This is a genomic window from Propionivibrio soli, from assembly GCF_025770765.1.
GTDB classification, from domain to species: domain Bacteria; phylum Pseudomonadota; class Gammaproteobacteria; order Burkholderiales; family Rhodocyclaceae; genus Propionivibrio; species Propionivibrio soli.
The window spans coordinates 139,282-163,342 of record NZ_JANZKY010000002.1; the positions used below are offsets into that span (position 1 = coordinate 139,282).

General features: G+C 58.8%; 23 protein-coding genes. 10 read left to right on the forward strand and 13 right to left on the reverse strand.

Annotated elements, in window-relative coordinates; translation table 11 throughout:
* Positions 1–18 precede the first annotated feature (18 nt).
* From NZ453_RS02650 to fdxA, 3 genes are all read right to left on the reverse strand, one after another.
* Positions 19–1,644, reverse strand: coding sequence for a methyl-accepting chemotaxis protein (locus tag NZ453_RS02650; protein WP_263768768.1), 1,626 nt, complete (start codon positions 1,642–1,644; stop codon positions 19–21).
* Positions 1,645–1,841: 197 nt separating this feature from the next.
* Complete coding sequence (locus tag NZ453_RS02655) at positions 1,842–4,643, reverse strand: PD-(D/E)XK nuclease family protein (RefSeq protein ID WP_263768769.1); 2,802 nt, start codon at positions 4,641–4,643, stop codon at positions 1,842–1,844.
* A gap of 43 nt (positions 4,644–4,686) precedes the next feature.
* Positions 4,687–5,010 carry a ferredoxin FdxA gene (fdxA, locus tag NZ453_RS02660; protein ID WP_263768770.1) on the reverse strand — a complete coding sequence of 108 codons (324 nt, stop codon included), beginning with the start codon at positions 5,008–5,010 and terminating at the stop codon, positions 4,687–4,689.
* Positions 5,011–5,411: 401 nt separating this feature from the next.
* On the opposite strand from fdxA, the gene trxA reads away from it, so the two are divergent.
* From trxA to NZ453_RS02680, 4 genes are all read left to right on the forward strand, one after another.
* The gene (gene trxA, locus NZ453_RS02665) at positions 5,412–5,738 is read left to right on the forward strand and encodes a thioredoxin TrxA (RefSeq protein ID WP_263768771.1); all 327 of its coding nucleotides are present in this window, start codon (positions 5,412–5,414) and stop codon (positions 5,736–5,738) included.
* Positions 5,739–5,945: 207 nt separating this feature from the next.
* Positions 5,946–7,202, forward strand: coding sequence for a transcription termination factor Rho (gene rho / locus NZ453_RS02670; protein WP_263768772.1), 1,257 nt, complete (start codon positions 5,946–5,948; stop codon positions 7,200–7,202).
* A 152-nt stretch (positions 7,203–7,354) separates the two neighbouring features.
* On the forward strand, positions 7,355–7,570 hold the full coding sequence (gene rpmE / locus NZ453_RS02675) for a 50S ribosomal protein L31 (protein ID WP_263768773.1): 216 nt from the start codon (positions 7,355–7,357) through the stop codon (positions 7,568–7,570).
* A 96-nt stretch (positions 7,571–7,666) separates the two neighbouring features.
* Positions 7,667–9,376, forward strand: coding sequence for an ArnT family glycosyltransferase (locus NZ453_RS02680; protein WP_263768774.1), 1,710 nt, complete (start codon positions 7,667–7,669; stop codon positions 9,374–9,376).
* A gap of 24 nt (positions 9,377–9,400) precedes the next feature.
* On the opposite strand, the gene orn is transcribed toward NZ453_RS02680, so the two are convergent.
* Positions 9,401–9,946 carry an oligoribonuclease gene (gene orn / locus NZ453_RS02685; RefSeq protein WP_263768775.1) on the reverse strand — a complete coding sequence of 182 codons (546 nt, stop codon included), beginning with the start codon at positions 9,944–9,946 and terminating at the stop codon, positions 9,401–9,403.
* A gap of 45 nt (positions 9,947–9,991) precedes the next feature.
* Here orn and NZ453_RS02690 point away from each other — a divergent pair, with 45 nt between their 5' ends.
* The 3 genes from NZ453_RS02690 to NZ453_RS02700 are packed head-to-tail and all read left to right on the forward strand — an operon-like array spanning position 9,992 to position 12,386.
* Positions 9,992–11,224 carry a M48 family metallopeptidase gene (locus tag NZ453_RS02690; RefSeq protein WP_263768777.1) on the forward strand — a complete coding sequence of 411 codons (1,233 nt, stop codon included), beginning with the start codon at positions 9,992–9,994 and terminating at the stop codon, positions 11,222–11,224.
* The gene (rsgA, locus tag NZ453_RS02695) at positions 11,221–12,090 is read left to right on the forward strand and encodes a ribosome small subunit-dependent GTPase A (protein ID WP_263768778.1); all 870 of its coding nucleotides are present in this window, start codon (positions 11,221–11,223) and stop codon (positions 12,088–12,090) included. Before NZ453_RS02690 ends, rsgA begins: the two co-directional genes overlap by 4 nt.
* Positions 12,091–12,104: 14 nt before the next feature.
* Positions 12,105–12,386: a polyhydroxyalkanoic acid system family protein gene (locus tag NZ453_RS02700; protein WP_263768779.1), complete on the forward strand. Its 282-nt coding sequence runs from the start codon at positions 12,105–12,107 to the stop codon at positions 12,384–12,386.
* A gap of 43 nt (positions 12,387–12,429) precedes the next feature.
* On the opposite strand, the gene NZ453_RS02705 is transcribed toward NZ453_RS02700, so the two are convergent.
* Complete coding sequence (locus NZ453_RS02705) at positions 12,430–13,017, reverse strand: hypothetical protein (protein ID WP_263768780.1); 588 nt, start codon at positions 13,015–13,017, stop codon at positions 12,430–12,432.
* Positions 13,018–13,333: 316 nt separating this feature from the next.
* Between NZ453_RS02705 and NZ453_RS02710 the strand changes: the two genes are divergently transcribed.
* On the forward strand, positions 13,334–13,753 hold the full coding sequence (locus NZ453_RS02710; RefSeq protein ID WP_263768781.1) for a ProQ/FinO family protein: 420 nt from the start codon (positions 13,334–13,336) through the stop codon (positions 13,751–13,753).
* A 73-nt stretch (positions 13,754–13,826) separates the two neighbouring features.
* Here NZ453_RS02710 and NZ453_RS02715 read toward each other — a convergent pair whose 3' ends face one another.
* The 6 genes from NZ453_RS02715 to ccoN form a co-directional block, all read right to left on the reverse strand.
* Positions 13,827–14,345, reverse strand: a complete 519-nt coding sequence (locus NZ453_RS02715) for a FixH family protein (RefSeq protein ID WP_263768782.1) — start codon at positions 14,343–14,345, stop codon at positions 13,827–13,829.
* Positions 14,342–15,754 carry a cytochrome c oxidase accessory protein CcoG gene (gene ccoG, locus NZ453_RS02720; protein ID WP_263768783.1) on the reverse strand — a complete coding sequence of 471 codons (1,413 nt, stop codon included), beginning with the start codon at positions 15,752–15,754 and terminating at the stop codon, positions 14,342–14,344. The genes NZ453_RS02715 and ccoG overlap by 4 nt, the downstream gene beginning before the upstream one ends.
* A 150-nt stretch (positions 15,755–15,904) precedes the next feature.
* Positions 15,905–16,837, reverse strand: coding sequence for a cytochrome-c oxidase, cbb3-type subunit III (gene ccoP, locus NZ453_RS02725; RefSeq protein WP_263768784.1), 933 nt, complete (start codon positions 16,835–16,837; stop codon positions 15,905–15,907).
* Positions 16,834–17,028 carry a cbb3-type cytochrome oxidase subunit 3 gene (locus tag NZ453_RS02730; RefSeq protein WP_263768785.1) on the reverse strand — a complete coding sequence of 65 codons (195 nt, stop codon included), beginning with the start codon at positions 17,026–17,028 and terminating at the stop codon, positions 16,834–16,836. Before NZ453_RS02730 ends, ccoP begins: the two co-directional genes overlap by 4 nt.
* Positions 17,029–17,030: 2 nt before the next feature.
* Positions 17,031–17,645 (reverse strand): cytochrome-c oxidase, cbb3-type subunit II, encoded by a 615-nt coding sequence (gene ccoO, locus NZ453_RS02735; RefSeq protein ID WP_263768787.1) that lies wholly within the window; start codon positions 17,643–17,645, stop codon positions 17,031–17,033.
* 18 nt (positions 17,646–17,663) lie between these two features.
* Positions 17,664–19,088 carry a cytochrome-c oxidase, cbb3-type subunit I gene (gene ccoN / locus NZ453_RS02740; protein WP_263768788.1) on the reverse strand — a complete coding sequence of 475 codons (1,425 nt, stop codon included), beginning with the start codon at positions 19,086–19,088 and terminating at the stop codon, positions 17,664–17,666.
* Positions 19,089–19,411: 323 nt separating this feature from the next.
* Here ccoN and NZ453_RS02745 point away from each other — a divergent pair, with 323 nt between their 5' ends.
* Positions 19,412–20,062 (forward strand): OmpW/AlkL family protein, encoded by a 651-nt coding sequence (locus NZ453_RS02745; protein ID WP_263768789.1) that lies wholly within the window; start codon positions 19,412–19,414, stop codon positions 20,060–20,062.
* A gap of 41 nt (positions 20,063–20,103) precedes the next feature.
* Here the strand turns inward: NZ453_RS02745 and ccoS are convergent, their stop codons facing one another.
* Both ccoS and NZ453_RS02755 read right to left on the reverse strand, forming a co-directional pair.
* A complete protein-coding gene (ccoS, locus tag NZ453_RS02750; RefSeq protein WP_263768791.1) occupies positions 20,104–20,316 on the reverse strand; it encodes a cbb3-type cytochrome oxidase assembly protein CcoS in 213 nt (70 codons plus the stop codon).
* Between the two features lie 7 nt (positions 20,317–20,323).
* Positions 20,324–22,777 carry a heavy metal translocating P-type ATPase gene (locus tag NZ453_RS02755; RefSeq protein WP_263768792.1) on the reverse strand — a complete coding sequence of 818 codons (2,454 nt, stop codon included), beginning with the start codon at positions 22,775–22,777 and terminating at the stop codon, positions 20,324–20,326.
* Between the two features lie 351 nt (positions 22,778–23,128).
* On the opposite strand from NZ453_RS02755, the gene NZ453_RS02760 reads away from it, so the two are divergent.
* Positions 23,129–24,052: a bifunctional riboflavin kinase/FAD synthetase gene (locus NZ453_RS02760; protein WP_263768793.1), complete on the forward strand. Its 924-nt coding sequence runs from the start codon at positions 23,129–23,131 to the stop codon at positions 24,050–24,052.
* The last annotated feature ends 9 nt before the right edge of the window (positions 24,053–24,061 follow it).

Consider the following 24,061-nt stretch of genomic DNA (forward strand, 5'->3'; position numbering starts at 1 on the left):
CTCTCCCAAGCAGCGAAATCAGAGCCGATAGGCGCCCACCACACGCTGCATGTCGTTGGCCAAACGATCCAGCTCTCCAGCTGAGGAGGCGCTGGCCTCGGCCGCTGCGTTGCTCTCCTCGGACATTTGCGCGATGCGCTCGACCTGCGTCGCTATGTTGTTGGTCGCGGAACCCTGCTCACGGATCGCCTCAGCGATCTCTTCAACCATCGACACCGCCCGGCGGCTGCCCTCTCCGATCTTGCTTATCGCGTTGTTGGCTTCCTGCGCGCGCTCAACCCCGACTGCAACCTTGTCCACAACGAGTTGCATGCCGTTCACAGCGTCGCCCGCCTTGCTGCGCATTGACTCGATGGTCTGAGTAATCTGCTGAGTTGATAAGGCGGTACGCTCGGCGAGCTTGCGCACTTCATCGGCAACGACGGCAAAACCGCGCCCCTGCTCGCCAGCCCGCGCCGCTTCGATGGCGGCATTTAGGGCCAATAGATTGGTCTGGTCGGCAACGTCCTTGATCACCGACACAACTTGCGAGATCTGCTGGCTCTGCTGTTCCAGGCCGTGGATCAGTCCCGCCGCTTCATGCACTGTGGACGCGATCTCCTGAATACCCGTAGCGGCTTGCCCAATGATCAACTCTCCCGTACTCGCCAGTTGACCGGACTCCTTGGAAATCCGGTTGGCCTCCTGAGCCTGGTCCGCAACGTGATTGATGCTCACCGTGATTTCTTCCACGGTCGCCGCCATTGCCGCCGCTGCCTCGCTCTGTTGCTGCGAGGCTTTTGCCACATGGCCGGAAGAAACCGCCAACTGATCGGACGCAGACGCCACCGACTTTGCCCCTTCGGCAATCGATCCCAGATTGCTCTGGAGTTTGTCGAGCAAGCGGTTGAGTCCGGCGGTCGTTTCGCCTATCTCATCTTGCTTCGTGACCTTCACACGTACGGTGAAATCGAGATCGCTCTCAACCTTGGCAACCATCGACCGGATCTGATTCAACGACGATTTGATGTTGGCGCGCAGAAAGAGTCCGAGAAGCGCGATGGCCACCACCCCGGAGATAATGACCGTGATCGAAGACACCCGGCCGTTTGCGGCCGCGGCAAAGGCCTCCTCGGCAATCTCCGCGGCCCGCTTCTCATTCGCCGCCATGTGGGCGTCGAGTGCTGCAAGCGCGCTATCGCCGAGCGTTGACCCGCGATCCTCGAGAACCGCTTTGGCATCCGCTTTCTGATTCGATTTGGATTTCGGGAAGATGTCTTTTACGACGAGGTCAATAAAAGCCATCACTTTGGCTTTTTCTTCCGCAAGGAGCTTCTTGTCGTCGTCCTTTGTAATCGAGTCTTCGTATTCCTTGAGCGACTGGATAAGCTGCTTGGACGTATCATCAATGCGCTTATCAAAGGTGAGGAACGCGAAAGCATCCGTATTGAGTACGTGCGCGTAGATTGCGCCACGGAGCATCAGCACATCCTTCTGAACCTTGCTCAGCTTTTGGATACCAGCGAGGCTCTCGTCATTGATTGCCCGGATGCCGTGAGCTTCCCGCTCGGCTACGGTCAATCCCACGATACCGACCCAAAGCAGAGCCAGGACGGATGCGCCGATCATCAAAAGGATGCGGCTGGCGATGGTAATCCTGTTCATCAAATGCCCCTCTTGTGAAGAAACGCTGCAATCATGCGGCGATCACCGGGAACAGCCAATCCACCGGACGCGAACAGGAACAAATGAGTTTCGTTGCTGCGATCCGCGATCCGAATCGCTTCCGTTCCTGCAACACGAAACAATACCCGCGGATTACTTTCAGAATCCTTTCGAGCCCTGACCTCCGCTACCCCTTTTTATCTATAGACCTTCCGGCACAGGCCGTACATCTCGCAGTGTCGGCAAATGCTGGCGGTACCCTGTGCGGGCAAACGCGCCCCGGCGCGCAGTGCATCGAATATCGATTTCAGCCGTTCACCCTGCGCCTCGGCGGCCAGTCTCAACCCGTCTGCATTGTCATGATCTTCATCGGCCGCTGCAACCGTGACGATTTTGTCGTCATCAAGCGCCACATAAGCCGCCCGCTCCGCGTCGCCATGGAGAAGCGCGTACGCCGGCAATTGCACATCGTCCTTCAAACGCTCGCGTATCGTCGATGCCCGTTGCGTCTTGTAATCGTAGAGTGCGGTTCCTCCATTGGCGTGCTCGTCGACCCGGTCGATACGCCCATAGAACTCCACGGTGTCGCCGTCGGCAAGCAGCAAGTCCCGCTTTGCCTTCACTTCCGCTCGCGACCAGCGCCAGCCGGCTGCCTCCTGCTCGCGCTGCCACGCGACATACGCGGGCAGGTGTTTTTCCCAGCGTAAGCGCCAACCCAGCGCCAGAAAATTATCCTCAACAGCCGGCGCAAAGACCTCCTCCACGCAACTCCGCAACGCGGCCAGCGCCTCGTCGTCGCCCAACACCGATACCAACGGATGGTGCTCGTGGAAGAGTTCAAGAGTTCGATGCACCAGTGCTCCGTAATCGCTCTTGGCCATTTCCTCGCTAACCTCGTCCATCTCACCCAAGCCGAGAACGTAGCGCGCAAAGAACCGATAGGGGCATCCGACCAGAGTCGCGTAGGCGCTGACCGAGACGCGACGCGGCAGCAAGGTTCGAGGTACGACAGGCGACGCGACGACCAAAGGCTCGGGCAAGGTCGCTACGTCCGGGCGCGGCTCTTCGCGAACGGGAAGCGGCATACGTTGCAGGTCGTCGCCCCACGCGACTTGATGCAGTGTCGACAGCAACGCAAACTCGGGCGCCAGCAGATTCGCCTCACCGTCCTGTTCCGCCTGCCAACTGACGACCACCCGAGGGACGGTAGCGAGAAGCAGTTCGAGGTCGCGCCGCAATTCGCGTTCGCCATCTTGGCGTGTACGCAAACCCAGATCGCGTCGTACTGACTGATTGAAGAATTCGCCACCATTGGCCGGGGTAAGTTGGCGGGCATCTCCACCGAGCAGGATCGCCGCCTCGAACCGGCGCAAGCAGACGGCATTGAGCGGCGTTATGACGATGGGACTTACGATGCGGCTGTCACGGAAATTGGCGGCTTCACATTCTCGGTTGAGCCAGTCGCGCCACACAGCAAACGACAAGGCCCCACCGCTTTCGGCCAACTCCTCACGGCGCATTTCGAGCAGTTCAATCAACGCGTTTCCGGCAGCGTCCTGCCTTAACGCGTCGAGCGCACCCAACACCTCAAGCGCCTTGAACAGCCGCCCGATCCAACGCGCCAGCGGGGCCGGCTTGGCACGTAGGAGCGCCATCGCCGCCTCGACCCGATCCAGCGCCGCAAGAGAGAAAGGCTTGGCTTCATCGTCAGGGGCTTCGAGAAGGGCACGCCGGGCGAGCGACAGCCCCGCACGTGCGGATGCTGATCGCACCGCAGATTCCAGGAAGCTGATCGACGCCTTGCGTCCACGCTCGTCACTGTCAGCAAAGACAAAGGGGGACTTGCATAGATCGAGAAGATCGCGATAGTAGGCATTGCCCGCCGCCGTTTCGAGCAGTGCATCGATGGTGGCCGCTGCACGCGAGGTAGACAATTTCCAGCCGGTCTCATCGCTGACGAGAACGCCTTCGCGCTCCAACAGCGCCCGTACGCGGCGGGCGGTCAACCGGTCCTGCGCGATAAGCGCAATACGCCGGAGTCCGGCGGCCAACCACTCACCAATCTGAGCAACGGCCGCGCGAGCTTCATGTTCGCGCCCATTCGTCGCAACCAGGCGCAACCTATCCTGCTCTCCCGCCAGGAGGGGACTGGCCGGATAGCGCCTTGCCACGTCATTAGCTCGCTCGACCAAAGGCCCGGCCGGCTCTTCCGGCCAAGCCATCGCAAGTACGGCCATCATTGGGGAGGTTTCGAGACGGCGTGGCGCAGGATGAAATGCGGTGATCGGCCGCCTCGCGGCATAGCGTTCGAGAAAAGCACTTTCCGCCGGATCGAGCGCTTCTTCCGGCGCCGCATCAAGCAGTACGACAAGTTCCGGGAATCCTTCCGGCTCAAGCTCCGCGTGGTGTGCCAGAGTTGCCAGCCGAAGATGGTAGGCGCTCACCGCATCGGGGCGACCTGCTAGCGCAAGCGCGCGCCACAACTCATGTATGACGCGAGCCTCAAACGCCAGTGGCATGGATGAACGCAGCGAATAAGCACGTTGCAACTCATCGACGAAAGCCTCGAGAGTCCCCGGCAGGCAGATGGACGCCGTGGTCAACTCGTCGAAGAACACCGCCATTTCACCAGCGATCCCCCAGAGCGCTGACTCTTCGAACCACCCACGTTCACGCAGCGCTTCGTGCAGAAGGACAAGCCTTTGACTCTCGGGTAAAGGATCGCCTATCTCATCGACATAGTTGACGCCGGAATTTTCCACCCACTGTGCCAACGTATCGAAACGCGGCAGCAACAGCGGCCGTCCGGCAGCCCGGTGAAGCGCATTGCGCAACTCGGCCGCAATAGGCAACGCCGGGACGAGAACGACTATATGCGATAGGTCGCCGCTTGCCGCCTGGTCAGCACATCGTTCCAGGACGGCGGTGGCCAGCGCGTCGTAGAAAGTTTCTCCGGCCGGAAGCGCGGTCGATATCACGCGGCCGGGCTCGCTCGGCATGGGTTAGGCTGGACGTGCTGAATGACGGGCGCGGCGCAAAATCTCAGCGTTCGAGTAGATCCGCCTTGTCAGGCTTGCCATTCCAATCGTCCGCGTCAGGCAACGGCTCGTGACGCTCGGTGATGGCCGGCCAGACCTTTGCCATTTCCGCGTTGATGGCGATGAACCGGCGCTGGTTCTCAGGCACGTCATCTTCGGCGAAAATGGCCTCGGCCGGGCATTCGGCGACGCAAAGCGTGCAGTCGATACACTCTTCGGGGTCGATCGCGAGGAAATTGGGGCCTTCGCGAAAACAATCGACGGGGCAAACGTCCACGCAATCCGTGTATTTGCATTTGATGCAGTTCTCGGTAACAACGTAAGCCATATCGCGTCTCGGGTATGTGTAGGTTGAAAACTATAGCGCCATTTGAGGGCCGGGTCTTGCCAGAGGCAGCGTCGGAGAAGCACCGGCTAGCATTCAGTGCCGCGTATGACGGCAAAGAGCAGCAAAAATTCCAAAGGCAGCAGCGGGGCTCCTTGCGTGCCTTTGCATGGCCTCATCGGGAAGGCAGAGAATTGGTTCAGTTGCAAAAATGGAGCCGGACGACCCCGGCGAGAGCCGACAAACAGGAACATGGAGCCGGATTTTTTGCTGTTCCGTCGGCACCAACTTCCCACGCCGTTTATTTTTCGCTAGCATTATCCGAGAACCAGTTCCATTTTCCGGTGTCGATTCCCGGACGTCTTTGAACAATACTCCCATCGTTTTTTATTCGAGGCATACTCATGAGCCAACACATTCACCATGTCACAGACGACTCGTTTGCCACCGAAGTATTGCAAGCTCAGCAACCGGTGCTGGTCGACTATTGGGCGGAATGGTGCGGCCCGTGCAAGATGATCGCCCCCATCCTGGACGAAATTGCTTCCGAGTACGCGGGCCGGCTGAAAGTGGCGAAGTTGAATATCGATGACAACCAGGCGACTCCCGCGAGCTATGGCGTTCGCGGCATCCCGACGCTGATGCTGTTCAAGAACGGGAACATCGAAGCCACCAAAGTCGGCGCGCTGTCGAAATCGCAACTCAGCGCGTTCATTGACAGCCACCTGTAAAGCCGTTACCCTCCGCCTGAAAGCTCTCACGAAGCGGCACCTGACCACAGGAAGAACAAATCCCGCGAAGAACTTTCAGGCGCAATTCCGTTTGTAAAGAATCCGTCGTAACCATTCCCGGCAGTTCCCAGACTCCCCGTACGCGCTAGACCGCAACGAGGCCGGGAGCATTGAATCGGCTCCCCATTTTTCTCTCTCATTCCGCTCATGCATCTATCCGAACTCAAAGCCCTACATGTAAGCCAACTGCTCGACATGGCCGTCAACAACGGCATCGAGGGCGCCAACCGACTTCGCAAGCATGAACTGATTTTCGCTTTGCTGAAGAACCAAGCCAAGAAAGGCGAGACCATCTTCGGCGACGGCACGCTGGAAACCCTGCCGGACGGGTTCGGTTTCCTGCGCTCACCCGACACGTCGTACCTGGCCAGCACCGACGACATCTACGTCAGTCCCAGCCAGATCAGGCGCTTTAACCTGCATACAGGCGATACGATCGAAGGCGAGATCCGCACGCCTAAGGACGGCGAACGCTACTTCGCGCTGGTCAAAGTCGACAAGATCAACGGTGAAGCGCCGGAAGCATCGAAGAATAAGATCCTGTTTGAGAACCTGACGCCGCTACATCCTGAGCATCATCTCAAGCTCGAACGCGACATCCGCGGCGAAGAGAACATCACCAGCCGCATCGTCGATATCATCGCGCCAATCGGCAAAGGACAACGGGGACTGCTCGTCTCGAGCCCGAAGAGCGGCAAGACGGTAATGATGCAGCATATCGCCCATGCCATCACGGCGAACCATCCGGACGTGATACTCATCGTCTTGCTGATCGACGAACGCCCGGAAGAAGTGACCGAGATGACGCGTTCAGTCCGCGGCGAAGTAGTGGCTTCCACCTTCGATGAACCGGCGACGCGCCACGTGCAGGTGGCCGAAATGGTCATCGAAAAAGCCAAACGGCTAGTAGAGCACAAGAAAGACGTGGTCATCCTGCTCGACTCGATCACGCGATTGGCGCGCGCTTACAACACCGTGCAGCCTGCATCGGGCAAGGTACTGACAGGCGGTGTGGACGCCAACGCGCTGCAAAAGCCGAAGCGCTTTTTCGGCGCGGCGCGCAATGTCGAGGAAGGCGGATCGCTCACGATCATTGCCACCGCGCTTATCGACACAGGCAGCCGCATGGATGACGTCATCTACGAAGAATTCAAAGGCACCGGCAACCTGGAAATCCATCTCGATCGGCGAATGGCGGAAAAGCGTGTCTATCCGGCGATCAACGTCAATCGCTCGGGAACACGCCGTGAAGAACTCCTTTTGATGCCGGACGTGTTGCAGAAGATGTGGGTTCTGCGCAAGCTGCTCTACAACATGGACGACCTCGAAGCGATGGAATTCCTGCTCGACAAAATCAAGGCAACCAAAAATAACGGCGAATTCTTCGACTCAATGCGGCGCTGAGCGGAGTTCAGGGAATTCCCGCTCACTCACGCGGGAGTTCACGCCGATTGCAAGTTTGTGAAGAATCAACGATAATTATGCGTTTTCCGCGGTCGGTCACCGACGTACAGGTACGTCGAGCCGGCTAGATTTGACCTACAGGAATTTCACCGATGAAATCCGATACCCATCCCGATTACAACGAGATCGAAGTGACGTGCTCCTGCGGCAACACGTTCAAGACCCGGTCTACGATGAATAAACCGCTGCACATCGAAGTCTGTGCTGCCTGCCATCCGTTCTATACCGGCAAGCAGAAGATCATCGACACGGCCGGTCGCGTCGAGAAGTTCAATAAGAAATACAGCGCCACGCGCAAATCGGCGTAAGGCGGTTCACGCGGACACGCGTGACAACGAAAAGGCAGCTCCGGGCTGCCTTTTTTGTTTAGGCTTGCCAAAGCAAGTGCGGGCACAATACGGACCATGCCATCCCTCTCGAACAATCCGCGCTTCAAAGGGATCACCCTGCCTCCTTCGGGCTGGGTGTTGGCCGTGCTACTGGCGGTCTACATCTTTACCGGTCTCATTGGGCACGACCCATGGAAGCACGATGACGCCATATCGATCGGGCTCGCCTACGATGTTCTGCGCAATGGCCATTGGCTGACGCCCGAACTCGCCGGACAGGCCCATCCGGATGCGCCGCTCTATTACTGGACGGCTGCAATTACGGGCCATCTCTTCTCCTGGATTCTCCCGGCACACGACGCTATCCGTGTTGCCAGCGGCATTTTCACGCTCCTCGCATTGCAGTTCATTCTCCTTGCAGCACGGGAGCTTCACGGGCGTGAAAACGCGGCAGCGGCACCACTGATTCTCGCCGGCAGTATCGGTTTCTTGTACCACGCTCACGAAGCGCAGCCCATGCTGACGGCACTTACCGCGCATGCGGCAGCCTACTGGGCACTGATACTGCTGCCCCGGCGTCCGCTACAAGCGGGGCTTACGTATGCGATCGCGGCTGCCGTGGGATTCCTGGCCAATGGCCTGTTGCCAATAGTCACGCTGATACCCGTGACGGTATTGGCTTTGTGGCAGTCGACGGACTGGAAGAAGTATCTGTCGATACTGATTGGCGCCATCCTTCTGGCCTTGATTCTGATCGCCGCGTGGCTACTGCCACTGCAGTGGCTCGCTCCAGATTACTTGGCGGCGTTCTTCGCTTCAGAGATTGAGAGCTTGAGCAAGAACGTGCAGCCGTGGGCAAACACCCCGCGTTATCTCAACCTGCTGCTTTGGTACGCATGGCCGGCACTTCCTCTCGCTGCTTGGGCGTTGTGGGCAAAGCGGCGGCAGTTGCGCAATAGAACGATCGCACTACCCGCACTCGCCTTCCTCTCGACCCTGCTCATCCTGGGGGTCAGCGTTGAACTGCGCAGTGCACCGTCCCTACTTCTGCTGCCTCCGCTCGTCCTGCTTGCCGTTCCCGGCGTAATGACTTTACGGAGAGGCGCTGCAGCGGCGTTCGATTGGTTCGCCATGATGACCTTCACACTGTTCGCCGCCATTGTCTGGGTAGCATGGAGCGCCATGGTGTTCGGCTGGCCACAACGATTGGCCCGGCAGGCGGTGCGCTTGGAGCCCGGGTTCGTGGGCCACTTTGACTTGCTGAACGTTGTGTTTGCGCTGCTCGCCACCCTCGCCTGGGTCTGGCTGATCGTAACCAGCCCGCGCTCCCCGATGCGCAGTTTGATGCACTGGATGTCGGGGCTCACACTCTTCTGGCTGCTTGTCGCATCGTTATGGATGCAATGGATCGACTACGGCAAGACGTTTCGCGCGGTCTCCTCGTCGGTCGCGCGGGTGGTTGCCGACCCGAACGAATGCCTTGCCAATGCCAATCTGCCGGATGCCATTGTCAGTTCTCTCCACTACTTTGATGGCCTGCGCACCGTTCCGTTTCAGACCAAGGAGAGCGCCCAATGCCGTTGGCTGATCATGCAGGGCCAACCGCGTGATCCAGGGGCGATCGCAGATGCAGGCTGGCGGAAGGTTTGGGAAGGACGACGCCCTGGCGATCGGCGCGAAAGCGACAAATTTGAGCTTTATCGTCGCTCCGGTTCGGCAAGGAAAGCCGCCCAACTGACGGATATTCCAGTTGAGGGGCCCGAAGACCCGGCAGTTCGCCGGTGACCTTGCCCTACCGTGCTGCTTACGCTACAGCTTGATGAAATTCTCTCGGTAATACCGGAGTTCGGCAATTGACTCCCGGATATCAGCCAGCGCCGTGTGATCAGCTTTCTTGACGAAGCCCTTGGCCACTTCGGGTTTCCAGCGGCGGCAGAGTTCCTTCAACGTGCTCACGTCAAGGTTCCGGTAATGAAACCAGGCCTCGAGTAGCGGCATGTAACGCGCCATGAAACGCCGATCCTGACCGATCGAGTTACCGCACATGGGGCTCGCGGATTTCGGCACATACTGTTCGAGGAATGCCAGCGCTTGTTCCTGCACGGTCGCCTCGTCGAGCATCGACGCTTTCACCTTCTCGATCAACCCAGAACGACCGTGGGTGTTCTTGTTCCAGTCGTCCATCGCGTCGAGCACGGCGTCCTGTTGATGAACGACCCAGACCGGCGACTCGGCGACCGTTTCAAGAGCACTATCGGTAATGACCATCGCCATTTCGATGATCCGCTCCCGCTCCGGGTCGAGGCCGGTCATTTCCATGTCCAGCCAAACGAGATGATTTGCGTCCTGTGCCATATATAATCGATCCAAACTTCCAAAGGCGTATTTTGTCACACCTCGATGCCGAATAATTTCTCCGCGGTTTTCCTCCTCGCCGTCACCGCCATGGTCGGCGTTCGACTCTGGCTGGCGAGCCGTCAGATCGCTCACGTCAAAGCGCATCGCGGGTCGGTCCCGACACAGTTTGTGGCGAACATCGACCTCTCTTCGCACCAAAAGGCAGCGGACTACAGCGTCACGCGAACCCGCTTCGGGATGGTTTCTCTGGCCGTCGATATCGCCGTCCTTCTTGCCTTGACCTTTGGCGGGGGCCTCCAGGTATTGCACACCTTCTGGGCGCCACAGCTTGACGGCTTCTTCTATGGTGTGGCGCTGACCTTCAGCGTTTTGGCCATTTCGACCATTATCGACCTGCCGCTTTCCCTGTACGGACAATTTGTGATCGAGCAGCGTTTCGGGTTCAATCGCATGACGGTTAAGCTGTTCTTCGCTGATCTCCTCAAACAGGCACTGCTCGGCATCGTAATCGGCACGCCGGTGTTGCTAGCCATTTTGTGGCTGATGGCAAAGATGGGACGCTTCTGGTGGCTCGATGTCTGGCTCTTCTGGTGCGCCTTCAATCTACTCATTCTATTCGTCTATCCGAAGTGGATAGCGCCACTGTTCAACAAGTTCGCCCCCCTCGAGGACGAGTCTTTACGCGCGCGCATTGAAGCTTTGCTTGCCCGGTGCGGCTTCGCATCCTCCGGCTTGTTCGTCATGGATGGCTCCAAACGCTCAAACCATGGCAATGCGTACTTCACGGGTTTCGGGAAGACCAAGCGCATCGTGTTTTTCGACACATTGCTTTCACGCCTGAAACCCGAAGAGGTCGAAGCCGTTCTGGCCCATGAATTGGGGCATTTCACGCACCGCCACGTCCTCAAGCGAATCGCGCTGATCTTCGGAATGTCGTTCGTCTTCCTCGCTGTCCTCGGGCAGTTAATGGAAGCCGACTGGTTTTTCACCGGACTGGGCGTGGAGACGCATAACACGGCGCTCGGATTGATTTTGTTCTTTCTCGTCGCCCCCGTCTTCACCTTCCTCCTCACGCCGTTGATGAGCCTGCTCTCGCGCCGGCATGAGTACGAGGCCGACCGCTACGCGGCCGAACATACCTCTGCCGCGAATCTGGTGGCCGCGCTAGTCAAGCTCTACGAGGATAATGCCTCGACACTGACGCCGGACCCGCTGCATTCGCTGTTCTACGATTCCCACCCCCCGGCGGCGCTGCGCATCGCTCGATTGACTTGAAAACGCAGGGCCTTGTCGTCGCCGTGCATGGGCGACAGTACGCCGTGGAGCTCGCCGACCAGCAGCGAGTGATGTGCTTTACGCGTGGGAAACGTAGCGAAGTTGCCTGTGGCGACCGCGTTACGGTGAAGCTGGACGGCAGCGGGCAAGGCGTAATCGAGTCCTTTGACGAGAGGCGTTCACTGCTCTATCGATCCGACGAGTTCAGGGAAAAGCTGATCGCCGCAAATGTCACGCAAGTTGTCATCGTCGTCGCCACCGAGCCATCGTTCTCCGCGGAACTGGTGACGCGCTGCCTCGTCGCCGCCGAGAGCCAGGACTTACGCACGCTCATCGTCCTCAACAAGTGCGATCTTGCGGATAAAAGCCGGCATGCGATAACGATGCTGCAACCTTTCGAGAAGCTGGGATATCCGATCGTCCGCCTGTCCGCCCGCGAAGGTCAAGCGGGGGAATTGTTGCCCTACCTGTCCGGGCAAACAAGCGTCTTGGTCGGTCAGTCCGGCATGGGCAAGTCGACGTTGATCAACGCCTTGGTTCCAGGCGCGCAAGCCACAACACGCGAGATATCCAGCGCCCTCGATTCCGGTAAGCATACAACCACCCATACGGCGCTCTATCACCTCGACGACGATACCGCCGTGGTCGACTCGCCAGGGGTGCAGGAATTCGGGCTACGGCATCTTTCGGCACGTGACATCGAGCAGGGATTCCCGGAACTTCGACCGCTTCTTGGTCAATGCCGCTTTCGCAACTGCCGCCATGACCGGGAGCCGGATTGCGCAGTGCGCGCGCTGCTCGACGCCGACGGAATGGATAACCGCCGTTACGCGGTGTTCCGTGCTCTACGCGATCAAGCGCGCTGAGAAGAAATCACGGGATGAACGAAATCGTAATCTGCCGGAAGCACAACAAAACACCTGCGGCAGCACGCCAAGCGGCCGACCTCTTGGTCCGGGAAATCGCGAAAGAGTTGGCCCTCGACATGGCATGGACTGAGAACGTGATGCGATTCCAACGTCCCGGGGTGTTCGGCGAGATCACTATCGGCGAGGCCGAAGTCATTGTGGTCGTGCGTCTTGGGGCCTTGTTCGTACCGCTCAAGCCGAGTATCGAGCAAGCGTTACTTGAGTTGCTCGACGCCAGCTTAGGCTCCGAATAAGCAAATAACCGCCATCGAAACCGGACTTGAATAGCCGCACGCGCTAGCGAGCGGGCGTCTTGCCGACGCCGGTACTCGCTAAACCATCCATGACGCCGACGCAACGCTTCAGCGTCGCCGCTTGTTCTGCCGCCGGCTTGCCGACAAGTTCGCAGTCTTCAATGGTCACCGGCGCTTTCCCCGCTTTGGCCGGTGGCAAGGCGGGAACCGACCGCATATCCACCTTCGTAGCACCTTGATCCACGACGACAGTTTTTTTCGACGACTCCGAACTTGGCTGAGTCCCTACGACTTGCTTTGGTACGGCAGTTTTCTGCTCTTCTTTTTCTTTCGCCGCATTGCCGGTGGAATGCGCCACCGCATGCTCGCGCAAGGCTCGCATTTGCTGCGCGAGCCCGTCGTTCTTCGCGTTCGCTTCGCTAAGCGCAGTACTCTTTTGCTTCAGCGCTTCCTTAGCCATGGCCAACTCTCTACGCAAAGCGGAGGTCTGTCGAAAATACGCAAACGCTCCAAACGCATCGGCCAGAAGGAGAACACCGAGAACAGCCGAAAGGACAAATACCACCGTGGTCTTGCGCGCGGTCCGGGCTTCTGGCGGAGCAACGACGGTTTCTTCTTGCTCGATAGCCATGATCCCTTCCTCCGCCTGCGCAGCCGACCAATTCGGCGCTCCCCTTCGTTAACGTAAGGGGCTCGCCAACACTTTAGGGTATAGGAGCTCACCAACAGCGCTCGCGTTCCCTTGATCGCACATGGACCTCGTGTGCGGGCTCGGGTATCGGCTGTCGGGATCGTGAGTGCTATTGAATCAGGGCGGCGACCTTCCCGAGTACCGGACATCAGGACAATTGCCGATCTAGCACGCCGGACGTGATAAGCTAAGGCCATTGGCCAGAGCGCGCTCAGAGCCGACCTATCCCAAACAATAACGCGATATCGTCCCTGTTATGGAAACGCCCCCTCCAAGCGAAACGCCCGGGCAGAAAGCCCGCGCGCTGCTCAAAATCCTGCAGGAGAGTTATCCCGCTTTCCGCGACTTCCAGCCGTTGGCCATCGGCATCGACAAGCAACTCCTGGCACGGCAGCCCGATATTGAACGAAAGACGCTGCGGCTCGCGCTGGGTATGCACACCAACTCGCTGCGTTACCTCAAAGTGCTTGAGAAGGCGACGCATCGCGTTGACCTTGATGGGAAACCGGGTGACGCTGTGTCGGAAGAGCACCGCGCCCATGCCGCCCAAACCTTGCGTGAACGTTTTCGCAAGGACGCCGAGCGCCGCAAAGCAGAACGCGAAGCCGCCGAACTCGAGAAGCAACGCACGGCCAAGCTCAACCAACTGGTCGAGAAGTTCGGGAAAAATCGGTAGTACGTAGCGACTTGCGAAGCACCAATTAGCAGATCGGCAGATCGAAAAACGATGCCGACGCCGCGCGTAGGCTCTAGTGTGCAGCAAGTTTCACGACGGGCTGGGGGATATCCTCAACAAGCCAATCACCAACTAGCCGCCATTGTCGGCGCTCGTCTTCGAGGACAAGGTGCCAGCGGCCGCTGTCCGGGATAGTCAGGCCAGCGGCATATCGCCCGTTTTCCACTGCAGGCAGTACGACGCTTTGATCAAAACCGCTACGCGTCGGATGAGCGATGGTCAGCTTCAGCGCGGTCGGAGCTTCTCCGCCTTGCGGCCGAGTCACTGAGGCGCTCACCATGTGCCGCTGCCTGTCAAACACGAGTTCGGCAACCAATCCCAACGCAGCCGCTTGGCGATCCCGCGCCGTAAGCTGGTTCACGGCCAACCCCTGTTTGTAATAGTCGTCGTCCACCAGCCCGTCGTTGCTTCGCACGGCCAGAAAAACGGTTACAGCAGCGGCAACGATCACCAGGAAGGGCCCAAGCATCAATAGCCAGGGCCAGCGATGGCGGTACCAGGGTTGGTTACTCGTCGACAGTCTCTCGTTCATGGCATGAAGAAGCTGGCTTTCTCGCGCACCTTGATCTCGTCTCGGCCGATCGCATGCACATCGAAGAAGATTTTGTTCGATCCCTTGGCGCCTGTCCCGTCTTCGACGGCGGCTACGACGACCGTGCTCTTGTTCGATGCGGCGGGGACCTCGATGACGCGTTCGCCGACCAGATCAATGCCGTCGATACCGCTTACCGCGATCGCGTACTGGTGAGACTTCTCGTCTGTGTTCATCACATTGAGCGTAAAAACGTTCTCGATGCGCCCATCGTCCCCCTCGCGGTACAACGCCGAGCGATCACGCAGGACGTCGACACGCAAGGGAATACGCGTCAGCAGGCTCCAACTCGTCGCCGCGACGATAAGGAACAGAATCGCCGAATAGATCATCGTGCGCGGGCGCAGCAAATGGCTAACGATGTCGCGTCGCCCGTAGTGCTTGCTCATCGCATTTTCTGTGGAGTAGCGGATCAGCCCTCGCGGCAAACCAACTTTGTCCATCACCTCGTCGCAAGCATCGATACACGCCGCGCACGCGATACATTCGAGCTGAAGCCCATTGCGGATGTCGATCCCGGTCGGACAGACCTGCACGCAAATGCCGCAGTCGATGCAGTCCCCACGCGGCGCAGCCGGCTCCGCCTTCTTCTTTCGAGCCCCGCGCGGCTCCCCTCGTTCGGCGTCATAACCGATGATCAGCGTGTCCGGGTCAAACATCACCCCTTGAAAGCGAGCGTACGGACACATGTACTTGCACACCTGTTCGCGCATGAAGCCCGCCATGAGGTACAGGAAACCGCCGTAGAAGAAGATCCAGAAGGTTTCCCAAGGGCCAAGCGAGAATGAAGCGACGGAGCCCGCCAACTCTCGGATCGGCGAGAAGTATCCGACGAACGTAAAACCGGTCCAGAGCGCGATGGCCAGCCAGATCACGTGCTTGGTAAACTTGATGCGGAATTTACGGGCTGACATCGGTTGGGCGTCGAGCTTCATGCGCGCCGGCCGGTCGCCTTCGATACGGCGTTCGATCCACATGAACAGCTCGGTGTAGACGGTCTGCGGACAGGCATAACCGCAAAAGAGGCGCCCTCCGATGGCGGTTACGAGAAACAGCGAATACGCCGAAATGACGAGCAGGACGGCAAGGTAGATGGCGTCCTGGGGCCAGAAAACCATGCCGAAAATGTGGAATTTGCGTTCGACGAGATGGAACAGCACCGCCTGGCGTCCGCCCCACTCCAGCCAACACAGGCCATAGAACAGCGCCTGCGTGACGATGACCATGACCTTCCGCCAGTTGTCAAAGAAGCCGGTGACGCTACGCGCGTAAACCGTCCTGTGCTTCTCGTAGAGGGACACGGTGTTGATAACCGCTGATTTCTCGGCCCGATCCGCGACCTTATTCATGAATGCCGTCCTGGTGCATTTCAGAATTACACTTTACGCTAATATTCTTGGCAGGCGCCAAGTGCACATGGTGCAATAACAAACGAACAGTAGAAACCATAAAGGGGCGGTTCCGAAGAACCGCCCCTTGGCCGAGAAAAGACCTGCGAATTACTTCTTCTCCGGCCCGCCGCTGAGATTGAGAACATAGGCGGCAAGAAGATGGATCTTGTTATCGCCCAAGAATTCCTTCCATGCCGGCATCTGATTGGTCCTGCCCTGCGTGATCGTCTCGACGATCTTCGCCTCGGAACTCCCGTACAGCCAGGTTTTGTCCGTCAAGTTCGGGGCACCTAACGCCTGCATTCCCTTTCCGTCCGCACCGTGACACGCGAAGCACACGGTATCGAAACGCACCTTGCCCTTGGCCGCAAGTTCGGCGTTATGGCTAAGACCAGATAGCGAGCGGACGTAGTTGGCCAGTTCCCGGGCCCCCGTTTCGCCACCGACCGCGTCGGGATTCCCCCCATAGGGCGGCATGACGCCCATGCGGCCGTTGGTGATCGTCTCGACTACCTGTTCCGGAGCCCCGCCCCACTGCCAATCCTTATCAGTCAGATTCGGGAAACCGCGGTCACGCGATCCTTGGGCCGTGGCGCCGTGGCACTGAACGCAGTAGGTCTGGTACAACCGGCCGCCCATCTCCATGGCCGACTTATCGGCCGAGACCTTCACGATGTCCATCCCGGCATATTTGTCAAAGAGCGGCTTCACCTGGGCGTCGACACGTTCCACTTCCTTCTGGTGCTCTCCCGCCGTGGTCCAACCGTACACGCCCGGGAAACGCCCGAGAGCCGGATAAAGAACGACGTAAACCAGAGCGAAAACAACCGTCGCATAGAACAGCCACATCCACCAGCGCGGCAGCGGGTGGTTGTATTCCTGCAGCGACTCGTCCCAGACATGGCCCGTTGTGTCGGTTGCCGGAGCCCCGCCTTTCGCGCCCGTGCTCTGTACCCATAGGAAGATGCCGCAGGCGACGATGCTGACGAGAACGATCAGGACGATGTACCAATTCCAGAATTCGTTTACAAAATCGCTCATGACGGCTCCCCTTGTTTGCGCGGCGAAAGACCTTGTTCAACCCGATCGGCCTGAACGTCCAGGAACGGCAGGTTGGCGGCTTCCTCGAAACGCTTTTTGTTGCTCTTCACTCCGTAGGCCCACCACACGATCCCGAGGAAAGTCATCAGTGAGACAACGGTGACAATTGATCGCAAATCGTTGATATCCATGATTACTTGGCCCCCTTCAGCTCAAGTCCCATGCCTTGCAGATAAGCGATCAGGACATCCATTTCGCTCTTGCCTTCGACCTGCTTGCTAGCTTCGGCGATTTCCTGGTCAGTATAGGGGACGCCAACTTTTCGCAGCGCCGCCATCTTGGCGGATACGCCTGCGGCATCAGCCGGCGTCTTCGCCAGCCAGGCGAATGCCGGCATGTTGGACTCGGGGACGACGTCCCGCGGATTCGTCAGGTGAGCACGATGCCATTCGTCGGAGTAGCGGCCGCCGACACGCTGCAAGTCCGGTCCGGTACGCTTCGATCCCCATTGGAAGGGGTGGTCATACACGAATTCGCCGGCGACCGAATAATGCCCGTAACGCTCTGTCTCCGCGCGGAAGGGGCGAATCATCTGCGAATGGCAGAGAAAGCACCCTTCGCGGATATAGATGTCGCGGCCCGTCAGGCGAACCGGATCGTACGGTTTGAGCCCTTCGACCGGAGTGGTCGTCGACTTCTGGAAAAACAACGGAACGATCTCCAGCAGACCGCCGACACTGACGACGAGCACCGTCAGAATGACGAGCAACGCGACATTGCGCTCGATTGAATCGTGAGTGAGTTTCATATTCGCGCATCCTCCCCGTTACGCGTGCTGCCCGGCCGGCAGCAGAACCGGCGCGTCTTCGGTGCGCCCACCGGCCATCGTCTTGAACATGTTGTAGGCCATGATCAGCATCCCCGAGAGGAAAAGCGTACCGCCCATGAGGCGGATTCCCCAGAACGGGTAGGACACCTTGACCGACTCGACGAAGCTGTATGCCAAGGTCCCGTCGGCATTCACCTGGCGCCACATCAGTCCCTGCATGACACCGGCGATCCACATCGAGGCGATGTAGAGGACAATACCGATCGTCGACACCCAGAAATGAACGGTAATCAGACGCACGCTGAACATCTGCTGTTTTCCGAACAGGCGCGGCAACAGGTAGTAAATGGAGCCGATTGAAACCATACCCACCCAGCCAAGCGCTCCCGAATGCACGTGACCAATGGTCCAGTCCGTGTAGTGCGACAGGGCATTGACCGTCTTGATCGACATCATCGGGCCTTCGAACGTCGACATCCCGTAGAACGACAGGGACGTGATCAGGAACTTCAGGATCGGATCGTCGCGCAGTTTGTGCCAGGCGCCCGAGAGCGTCATGATGCCGTTGATCATCCCACCCCAGGACGGTGCCAACAGGATCAGCGAGAAGATCATGCCGAGGGACTGAGTCCAGTCAGGAAGCGCCGTGTAGTGCAAGTGGTGCGGACCCGCCCACATATAAGTAAAGATCAAGGCCCAGAAGTGCACGACGGATAGCCGGTACGAGTAAACCGGCCGGTCGGCCTGTTTTGGCACGAAGTAGTACATCATCCCGAGGAAGCCCGCTGTGAGGAAGAAGCCCACCGCGTTATGGCCGTACCACCATTGCACCATCGCGTCCTGGACGCCGGCATAAGCCGAATACGACTTGGTCCAGGAAACCGGAATCGCCGCGCTATTGACGATGTGCAACAGCGCCACGGCAAGGATGAAGCCGCCGTAGAACCAGTTGGCGACATAGATGTGCGTCACCCTGCGTTTGGCGATGGTGCCGAAGAACACGACGGCGTAAGCGACCCACACGGCGGCGATCAGGATGTCGATCGGCCATTCGAGTTCGGCGTATTCCTTGCCTTGAGTCAACCCAAGCGGCAAAGTCACTGCGGCAAGGACGATCACCAGTTGCCAGCCCCAGAAGGTGAAGGCGGCGAGCTTGTCGCAGAACAAGCGCGTGTGGCACGTACGCTGCACGACGTAGTAGGAGGTTCCCATCAGCGCACAGCCGCCGAACGCGAAAATCACCGCGTTGGTGTGCAGTGGTCGCAACCTTCCGAAATGCAGGAAGCCGATGTTCAGATCGGGCCAGACGAGTTGTGCGGCGATGATCACGCCGACCAACATGCCAACGATCCCCCAGATCACGGCCATTACGGTGAACTGCCTGACCACCGTGTAGTTGTATGTAGATTGAGCTTCCGACATGGCTCCCCCGAGTAGTAATCAACGAACCGTTCGCACCGCTCCCGCAGCGCACGCCAACACGGCACATTAGCATCAAGCGGCCGGTCAGCCAAACAAGATTCCCGTTTGACGCAAATCAAACATAACCTCCAGCCCTGTCGCTTTTTCGCAACAACCATGCGTCAATAATGGTTATTGCGACGCCACATATTGATCTATGTCAATTATCTCAGAGCAAGCGCAGTATAATCCCCACAACGCGGTTATGGTCAATTTTTATCGCGCATCTTTGAGTGTCGTTGCCGTCCGTAGTTCATTTGCCACACCAATATAAGGGGGTCCTGATGCAAAACTTGCTCAAAATCGCAGTACTCGGAATGACGATTTCCGCCGCTTTCGCTGCGCAAGCCCAGCAGGCTGAAGAAGGAAACTGGCTTGTCCGCGGCCGCGCCGTTCTCATCGACCCGGCCAACAAGTCGAGCGCAATTCCGTCGCTCGCCGTACCGAAGGACGCCATCCATGTCAGCGAAAAGTGGATTCCTGAGGTCGACGTCAGCTACTTTTTCACCAAGAATCTCGCGGCCGAGTTGATCCTCACCTATCCACAAAAACACAAGGTGAAGGTAACTGACAGCGCCATCGGCGCCTTCAAGGCGGGAACGTTCTACCATTTGCCCCCGACGCTGAACTTGCAATGGCATTTCAATCCGGACGGCGACTTCCGCCCGTATGTGGGAGCGGGCGTCAACTACACGTTGATCTCTAAAGAAGACCTCTCGGTACCGGGCGTGACCGGTCTGCACCTCGAAAACGACAGTTGGGGCGGTTCGATTCAGGCCGGTTTCGATTACCGGATCAGCAAGTCCGTTTTCCTGAACCTCGACGTCAAGAAAGTTCAGATCCGCAGCGATCTGACGAATGACGCCGGTGTTCGCGTTTCCCGGGTCAAAATTGATCCTCTCCTCGTCGGCATCGGCATCGGTTACCGCTTCTAGCCAACCCAAGAGTGCACAAGAGCCTGATCGGCAAACGCCGGTCAGGCTTTTTTATCGTCTGTTGAACCGGGACGCTCGGAAGCCAGTTCGTTGTCCACCGCCTTGATGGACGACCGATCGTCATCCATCAAAATCCGGTGGCCAGGTCCTTCCAGGTCATCGAACTGACCGTGGCGGACGGACCACCAGAAAGCCACGCCGATCAAGAAAACAAGAATGACCGACAGTGGGATCAGCAGGTAAAGGATTTCCATCGCCCCCTCAACTCCCTCGGAATTTCTGCAGGCGTAGCGAGTTGAGTACGACAAGCAGCGAGCTTCCCGACATCCCGATCCCCGCCATCCAAGGCGTGACAAAACCCAACATCGCAAGCGGAAGCGCCACGAAGTTGTAGGCAAACGACCACGCCAGGTTTTGCCGGATCACTTTCAGCGTGCGTCGGGCCACAAAGACGCCATCCAGAAGGTGGCTCAAGTTCTCCGAGAGGAGGACGAGGTCAGCCTGTGCACGCGCAAGCTGCGTTCCCCCACCCATCGCGATGGAGACCTGGGCTTGCGCAAGAACCGGGGCATCGTTAACCCCATCACCGACCATCGCAACGACTTCTCCGTTCTCCTGAAGACTCCTTACATACGCGTGTTTCGTTTCAGGCGATACTCCGGCCTGCACGTCGTCGATCCCGAGGAGCGCCGCGACCTTTGTGGCGACGGGTAGAGCATCGCCGGTAAGCAGCGAGACTTTTCTGCCGTCGCGCCGCAAGCCGGCAACCAGAGTTTTCGCTTCGTCGCGCACTTCGTCTCCAAAGCGGAAAAGCGCCAGCCAGCCGTTCGTGTCCCCAAGAGCGATCACGGTATCGCCGCCTTTAAGAACCTCTTTCCCCGCTTCCGACATGGGCCGTTGGTGCAAAGCTTTGACATAGTCGGGTCGCCCAAGGCGGAAAGTGTTCCCTTGGTACGCCCCATTCAGTCCGCTTCCCGGGACACTGACGACGTGCTCCAAAGACAGCGCCGTCGCACTTGGGGCCGCACCCAGCAACGCAAGCGCGAGTGGATGTTCGGACGCCTGTTCAAGGCCGGCGGCAAGCGCCAGACATTCAGTTTCACTGCGCATGCCAAGAACCGTCACGCCGAGCAGTTTCATGCGGCCGACCGTCAAAGTGCCCGTTTTGTCAAAAACGAAATGCGTTGCGCGGGCTAGCGTCTCCACCGCGTGGCTACGGGTAACAAGAAGGCCACTGCGGGCCATGGCACCGCTCGCGATCGTGAGAGCGACCGGTGTCGCGAGGGATAGCGCGCACGGGCAGCTGACTACCAAGACCGACACAGTGATCCACAGTGCCTTCTGGGGATCAACGAACCACCAAGCCACACCTACTGCAAGGGCGACGACAAGCAAAGCCCCGATAAAGCGGCCGGCAACGCGATCCGCCGTCTCTACGATGCGCGGCTTTTCCATCGCTGCCCGCTCCATCAGCCTGATCATCGCGGAAAGGCGCGTTGCCTCGCCGACCTGTTCAATGCGTACGAAGAGCGGACTTTCAACATTGATCGCGCCGCCAGTTACAGCCGCCCCGCTACCTTTTGTGACCGGTACGCTCTCGCCGGTAAGGAGAGATTCGTCGACACGGCTCTCCCCTTCCACCACACAACCGTCGCCCGGAATCGTCTCGCCTGGCTTTACGAGAACGACATCGTCCGGACGAAGATCGCCGGTGACGATTAATTCCGGTTCACGCCCGCCCGGATAACCGGGAACACGCGCGGCAAAGGCGGGCATCAGTTTGGCCAAGGCTTCCGTCGCGCTGACCGCTCGCTGGCGCGCCGTCATCTCGAGGTAACGCCCCCCGAGCAGGAAGAAGACGAACATCGCTACCGAGTCAAAATAGACCTCCCCCGCCCCCGTCAAAGTTGCCCACACGCTGGCGACGAATGCCGCTCCAATCCCCAAAGCCACGGGGACGTCCATGCCAACACGGAAGAGCCATACGTCGCGCCACGCGCCGAGGAAGAACGGCGCCGCCGAGTACGCAATAACGGGAACAGTGAGGACAAGGCTCGCCCATCGCATCAGCGACTCGATGTTCGGCGGCATCTCGCCTTCGCCAGCCACATAAACGGGGACGGCGTACATCATGACCTGCATCATCCCGAAACCCGCGACAAAGACACGCCAAAGCGCCGATCTTCTTTCCTGGCGGGCAAGTTCCTCGCTTTTGCCGACGTCGTACGGATGCGCCCGATAGCCGATGGCAGCGATCGCCGCGAGGATGTCCGAGAGCTTGATCTGCTTCTCGTTCCAGCGGACGCGCGCACGCCGTGTGGCAAAGTTAATGTGAATGCCGACCACCCCTGGCAGCTTCGCGACGTGCTGCTCATTGAGCCAGATGCACGCGGCGCAGGTAATCCCTTCGATGATCAGTGCCGCCTCACGCTCATTCTCTCCAAGCGCGCGCACGAAGCTCTTCTGAAAATCAGCGTTGTCGTAAAGCTGAAGTTGTGAAAGCACTGCCGGCACTGATTCGGGGCCTGTACGAGCCGTTTCCGGAAGCGCATCCCGCGTCCGGTAATAGTCGCCCAAACCTTCGTCCACGATGGCCTTGGCAACGGCTTGGCAACCAATGCAGCACATGGCGCGCGCCTCGCCGTCGACCATCACGGACATCATCACGCCATGCGGGACAGGCTGACCACAGTGGTAACAGTTTTGCTCGCTCATTCCCCCTCGATTGCCGATCGGGCTGTTTTTATCACGGCTTCGCCATGCCGATTGCATGGCATGCTCCCCTCCCGAGCCCTATACCCCGTCTACCGTACAAACAACCCAGACGGCGCAAGGCCAAGCCTCGGACTGCGCCGAGTATATGCCAGTTCCACGAGAGCCCAGTTTTCAGGACTTACGCAAGCCGATTTCCGTGGGTTCGACTTCCGTCAGGGTACTGACCATCCCTTGTATCGTTGGAATGCCGCTGCTCCGATTTCCCGAAACCCGCGCCATTCCTGGCCGGCGGCCCCTCAAAACCGTTATAATTCAGGCTTTTTCCGCTTCCGCTGCAACCCTTTCAATCCGATGCTCGTTTATCGCGGTTTTTCAGAACCCGCTCCTGCTCCAACGGCCCTGACGATCGGAAACTTCGACGGCGTGCATTTGGGCCATCGAGCATTGCTCGCGCGCCTGAGAGCGGTGGCAGCCGCGTCCAAGATCGCGCCGGCGGTCATGACGTTCGAGCCTCACCCCCGGGAATTCTTCGCTCCCGAATCAGCCCCCGCGCGCCTTTCGACGTTGCGCGAAAAGCTGGAACTCATTGCGGAAGACGGCGCCGACCTCACCTACATCTGCCGGTTCAACGCTCAGTTCGCCGCCATTCCCGCCGAGGAGTTCATTGAACGCATCCTCGTCGCCAAACTCCGCGTCAAACACCTGATCATCGGTGACGATTTTTGCTTCGGCGCGGGCCGGCGCGGAAACTTCGAGATGTTGCGCGACGCCGGGAAGCGCCTGGGTTTCGCCGTAGAAGCGATGGAGAGCATCACCGTCGATGGCGAGCGAGCTTCGAGTTCCGCCGTGCGTTCGGCGCTCGCCTCCGGGCAGATGGAACACGCGGCTCGTCTACTCGGCCGCTCCTATTCGATCGACGGGCGCGTGGTGCATGGCGACAAGATGGGGCGCCATTTGGGTTTCGCTACCGCGAATATCCGCATCAAACACGAAAAGCCGCCGCTCCTCGGTGTTTTCGCCGTCGAGGTTCACGGCCTTTCTAACGGCCCGCATGCGGGCGTTGCCAATCTTGGCATCCGCCCGAGCGCGAACCGGCTGCCGCACCCGCTGCTGGAAGTGCATTTGTTCGATTTTGCCGAGAGCATTTACGGCGCCCATTTGAATGTACGTTTTCTGCACAAACTGAGAAACGAAGTACACTTTCCCGATTTCGAGGCGTTAAAGGCACAAATCGCCCGCGACGTCGAAACTGCTAGAGCCTATTTCAAGCATTGAGTACCTGCC

Bases quoted from the DNA above. Each gene is read 5' to 3' on its own strand.
- NZ453_RS02690 (WP_263768777.1), top strand. From the start codon at position 9,992: ATGCCGAATAATTTCTCCGCGGTTTTCCTCCTCGCCGTCACCGCCATG.
- ccoS (WP_263768791.1), bottom strand. From the start codon at position 20,316: ATGGAAATCCTTTACCTGCTGATCCCACTGTCGGTCATTCTTGTTTTC.
- fdxA (WP_263768770.1), bottom strand. From the start codon at position 5,010: ATGGCTTACGTTGTTACCGAGAACTGCATCAAATGCAAATACACGGAT.
- trxA (WP_263768771.1), top strand. From the start codon at position 5,412: ATGAGCCAACACATTCACCATGTCACAGACGACTCGTTTGCCACCGAA.
- NZ453_RS02655 (WP_263768769.1), bottom strand. From the start codon at position 4,643: ATGCCGAGCGAGCCCGGCCGCGTGATATCGACCGCGCTTCCGGCCGGA.
- NZ453_RS02760 (WP_263768793.1), top strand. From the start codon at position 23,129: ATGCTCGTTTATCGCGGTTTTTCAGAACCCGCTCCTGCTCCAACGGCC.
- NZ453_RS02715 (WP_263768782.1), bottom strand. From the start codon at position 14,345: ATGAACGAGAGACTGTCGACGAGTAACCAACCCTGGTACCGCCATCGC.
- rho (WP_263768772.1), top strand. From the start codon at position 5,946: ATGCATCTATCCGAACTCAAAGCCCTACATGTAAGCCAACTGCTCGAC.
- NZ453_RS02710 (WP_263768781.1), top strand. From the start codon at position 13,334: ATGGAAACGCCCCCTCCAAGCGAAACGCCCGGGCAGAAAGCCCGCGCG.
- NZ453_RS02700 (WP_263768779.1), top strand. From the start codon at position 12,105: ATGAACGAAATCGTAATCTGCCGGAAGCACAACAAAACACCTGCGGCA.
- NZ453_RS02650 (WP_263768768.1), bottom strand. From the start codon at position 1,644: ATGAACAGGATTACCATCGCCAGCCGCATCCTTTTGATGATCGGCGCA.
- orn (WP_263768775.1), bottom strand. From the start codon at position 9,946: ATGGCACAGGACGCAAATCATCTCGTTTGGCTGGACATGGAAATGACC.
- NZ453_RS02745 (WP_263768789.1), top strand. From the start codon at position 19,412: ATGCAAAACTTGCTCAAAATCGCAGTACTCGGAATGACGATTTCCGCC.
- ccoG (WP_263768783.1), bottom strand. From the start codon at position 15,754: ATGAATAAGGTCGCGGATCGGGCCGAGAAATCAGCGGTTATCAACACC.
- ccoN (WP_263768788.1), bottom strand. From the start codon at position 19,088: ATGTCGGAAGCTCAATCTACATACAACTACACGGTGGTCAGGCAGTTC.
- NZ453_RS02705 (WP_263768780.1), bottom strand. From the start codon at position 13,017: ATGGCTATCGAGCAAGAAGAAACCGTCGTTGCTCCGCCAGAAGCCCGG.
- rpmE (WP_263768773.1), top strand. From the start codon at position 7,355: ATGAAATCCGATACCCATCCCGATTACAACGAGATCGAAGTGACGTGC.
- ccoO (WP_263768787.1), bottom strand. From the start codon at position 17,645: ATGAAACTCACTCACGATTCAATCGAGCGCAATGTCGCGTTGCTCGTC.
- ccoP (WP_263768784.1), bottom strand. From the start codon at position 16,837: ATGAGCGATTTTGTAAACGAATTCTGGAATTGGTACATCGTCCTGATC.
- NZ453_RS02680 (WP_263768774.1), top strand. From the start codon at position 7,667: ATGCCATCCCTCTCGAACAATCCGCGCTTCAAAGGGATCACCCTGCCT.
- NZ453_RS02730 (WP_263768785.1), bottom strand. From the start codon at position 17,028: ATGGATATCAACGATTTGCGATCAATTGTCACCGTTGTCTCACTGATG.
- NZ453_RS02755 (WP_263768792.1), bottom strand. From the start codon at position 22,777: ATGAGCGAGCAAAACTGTTACCACTGTGGTCAGCCTGTCCCGCATGGC.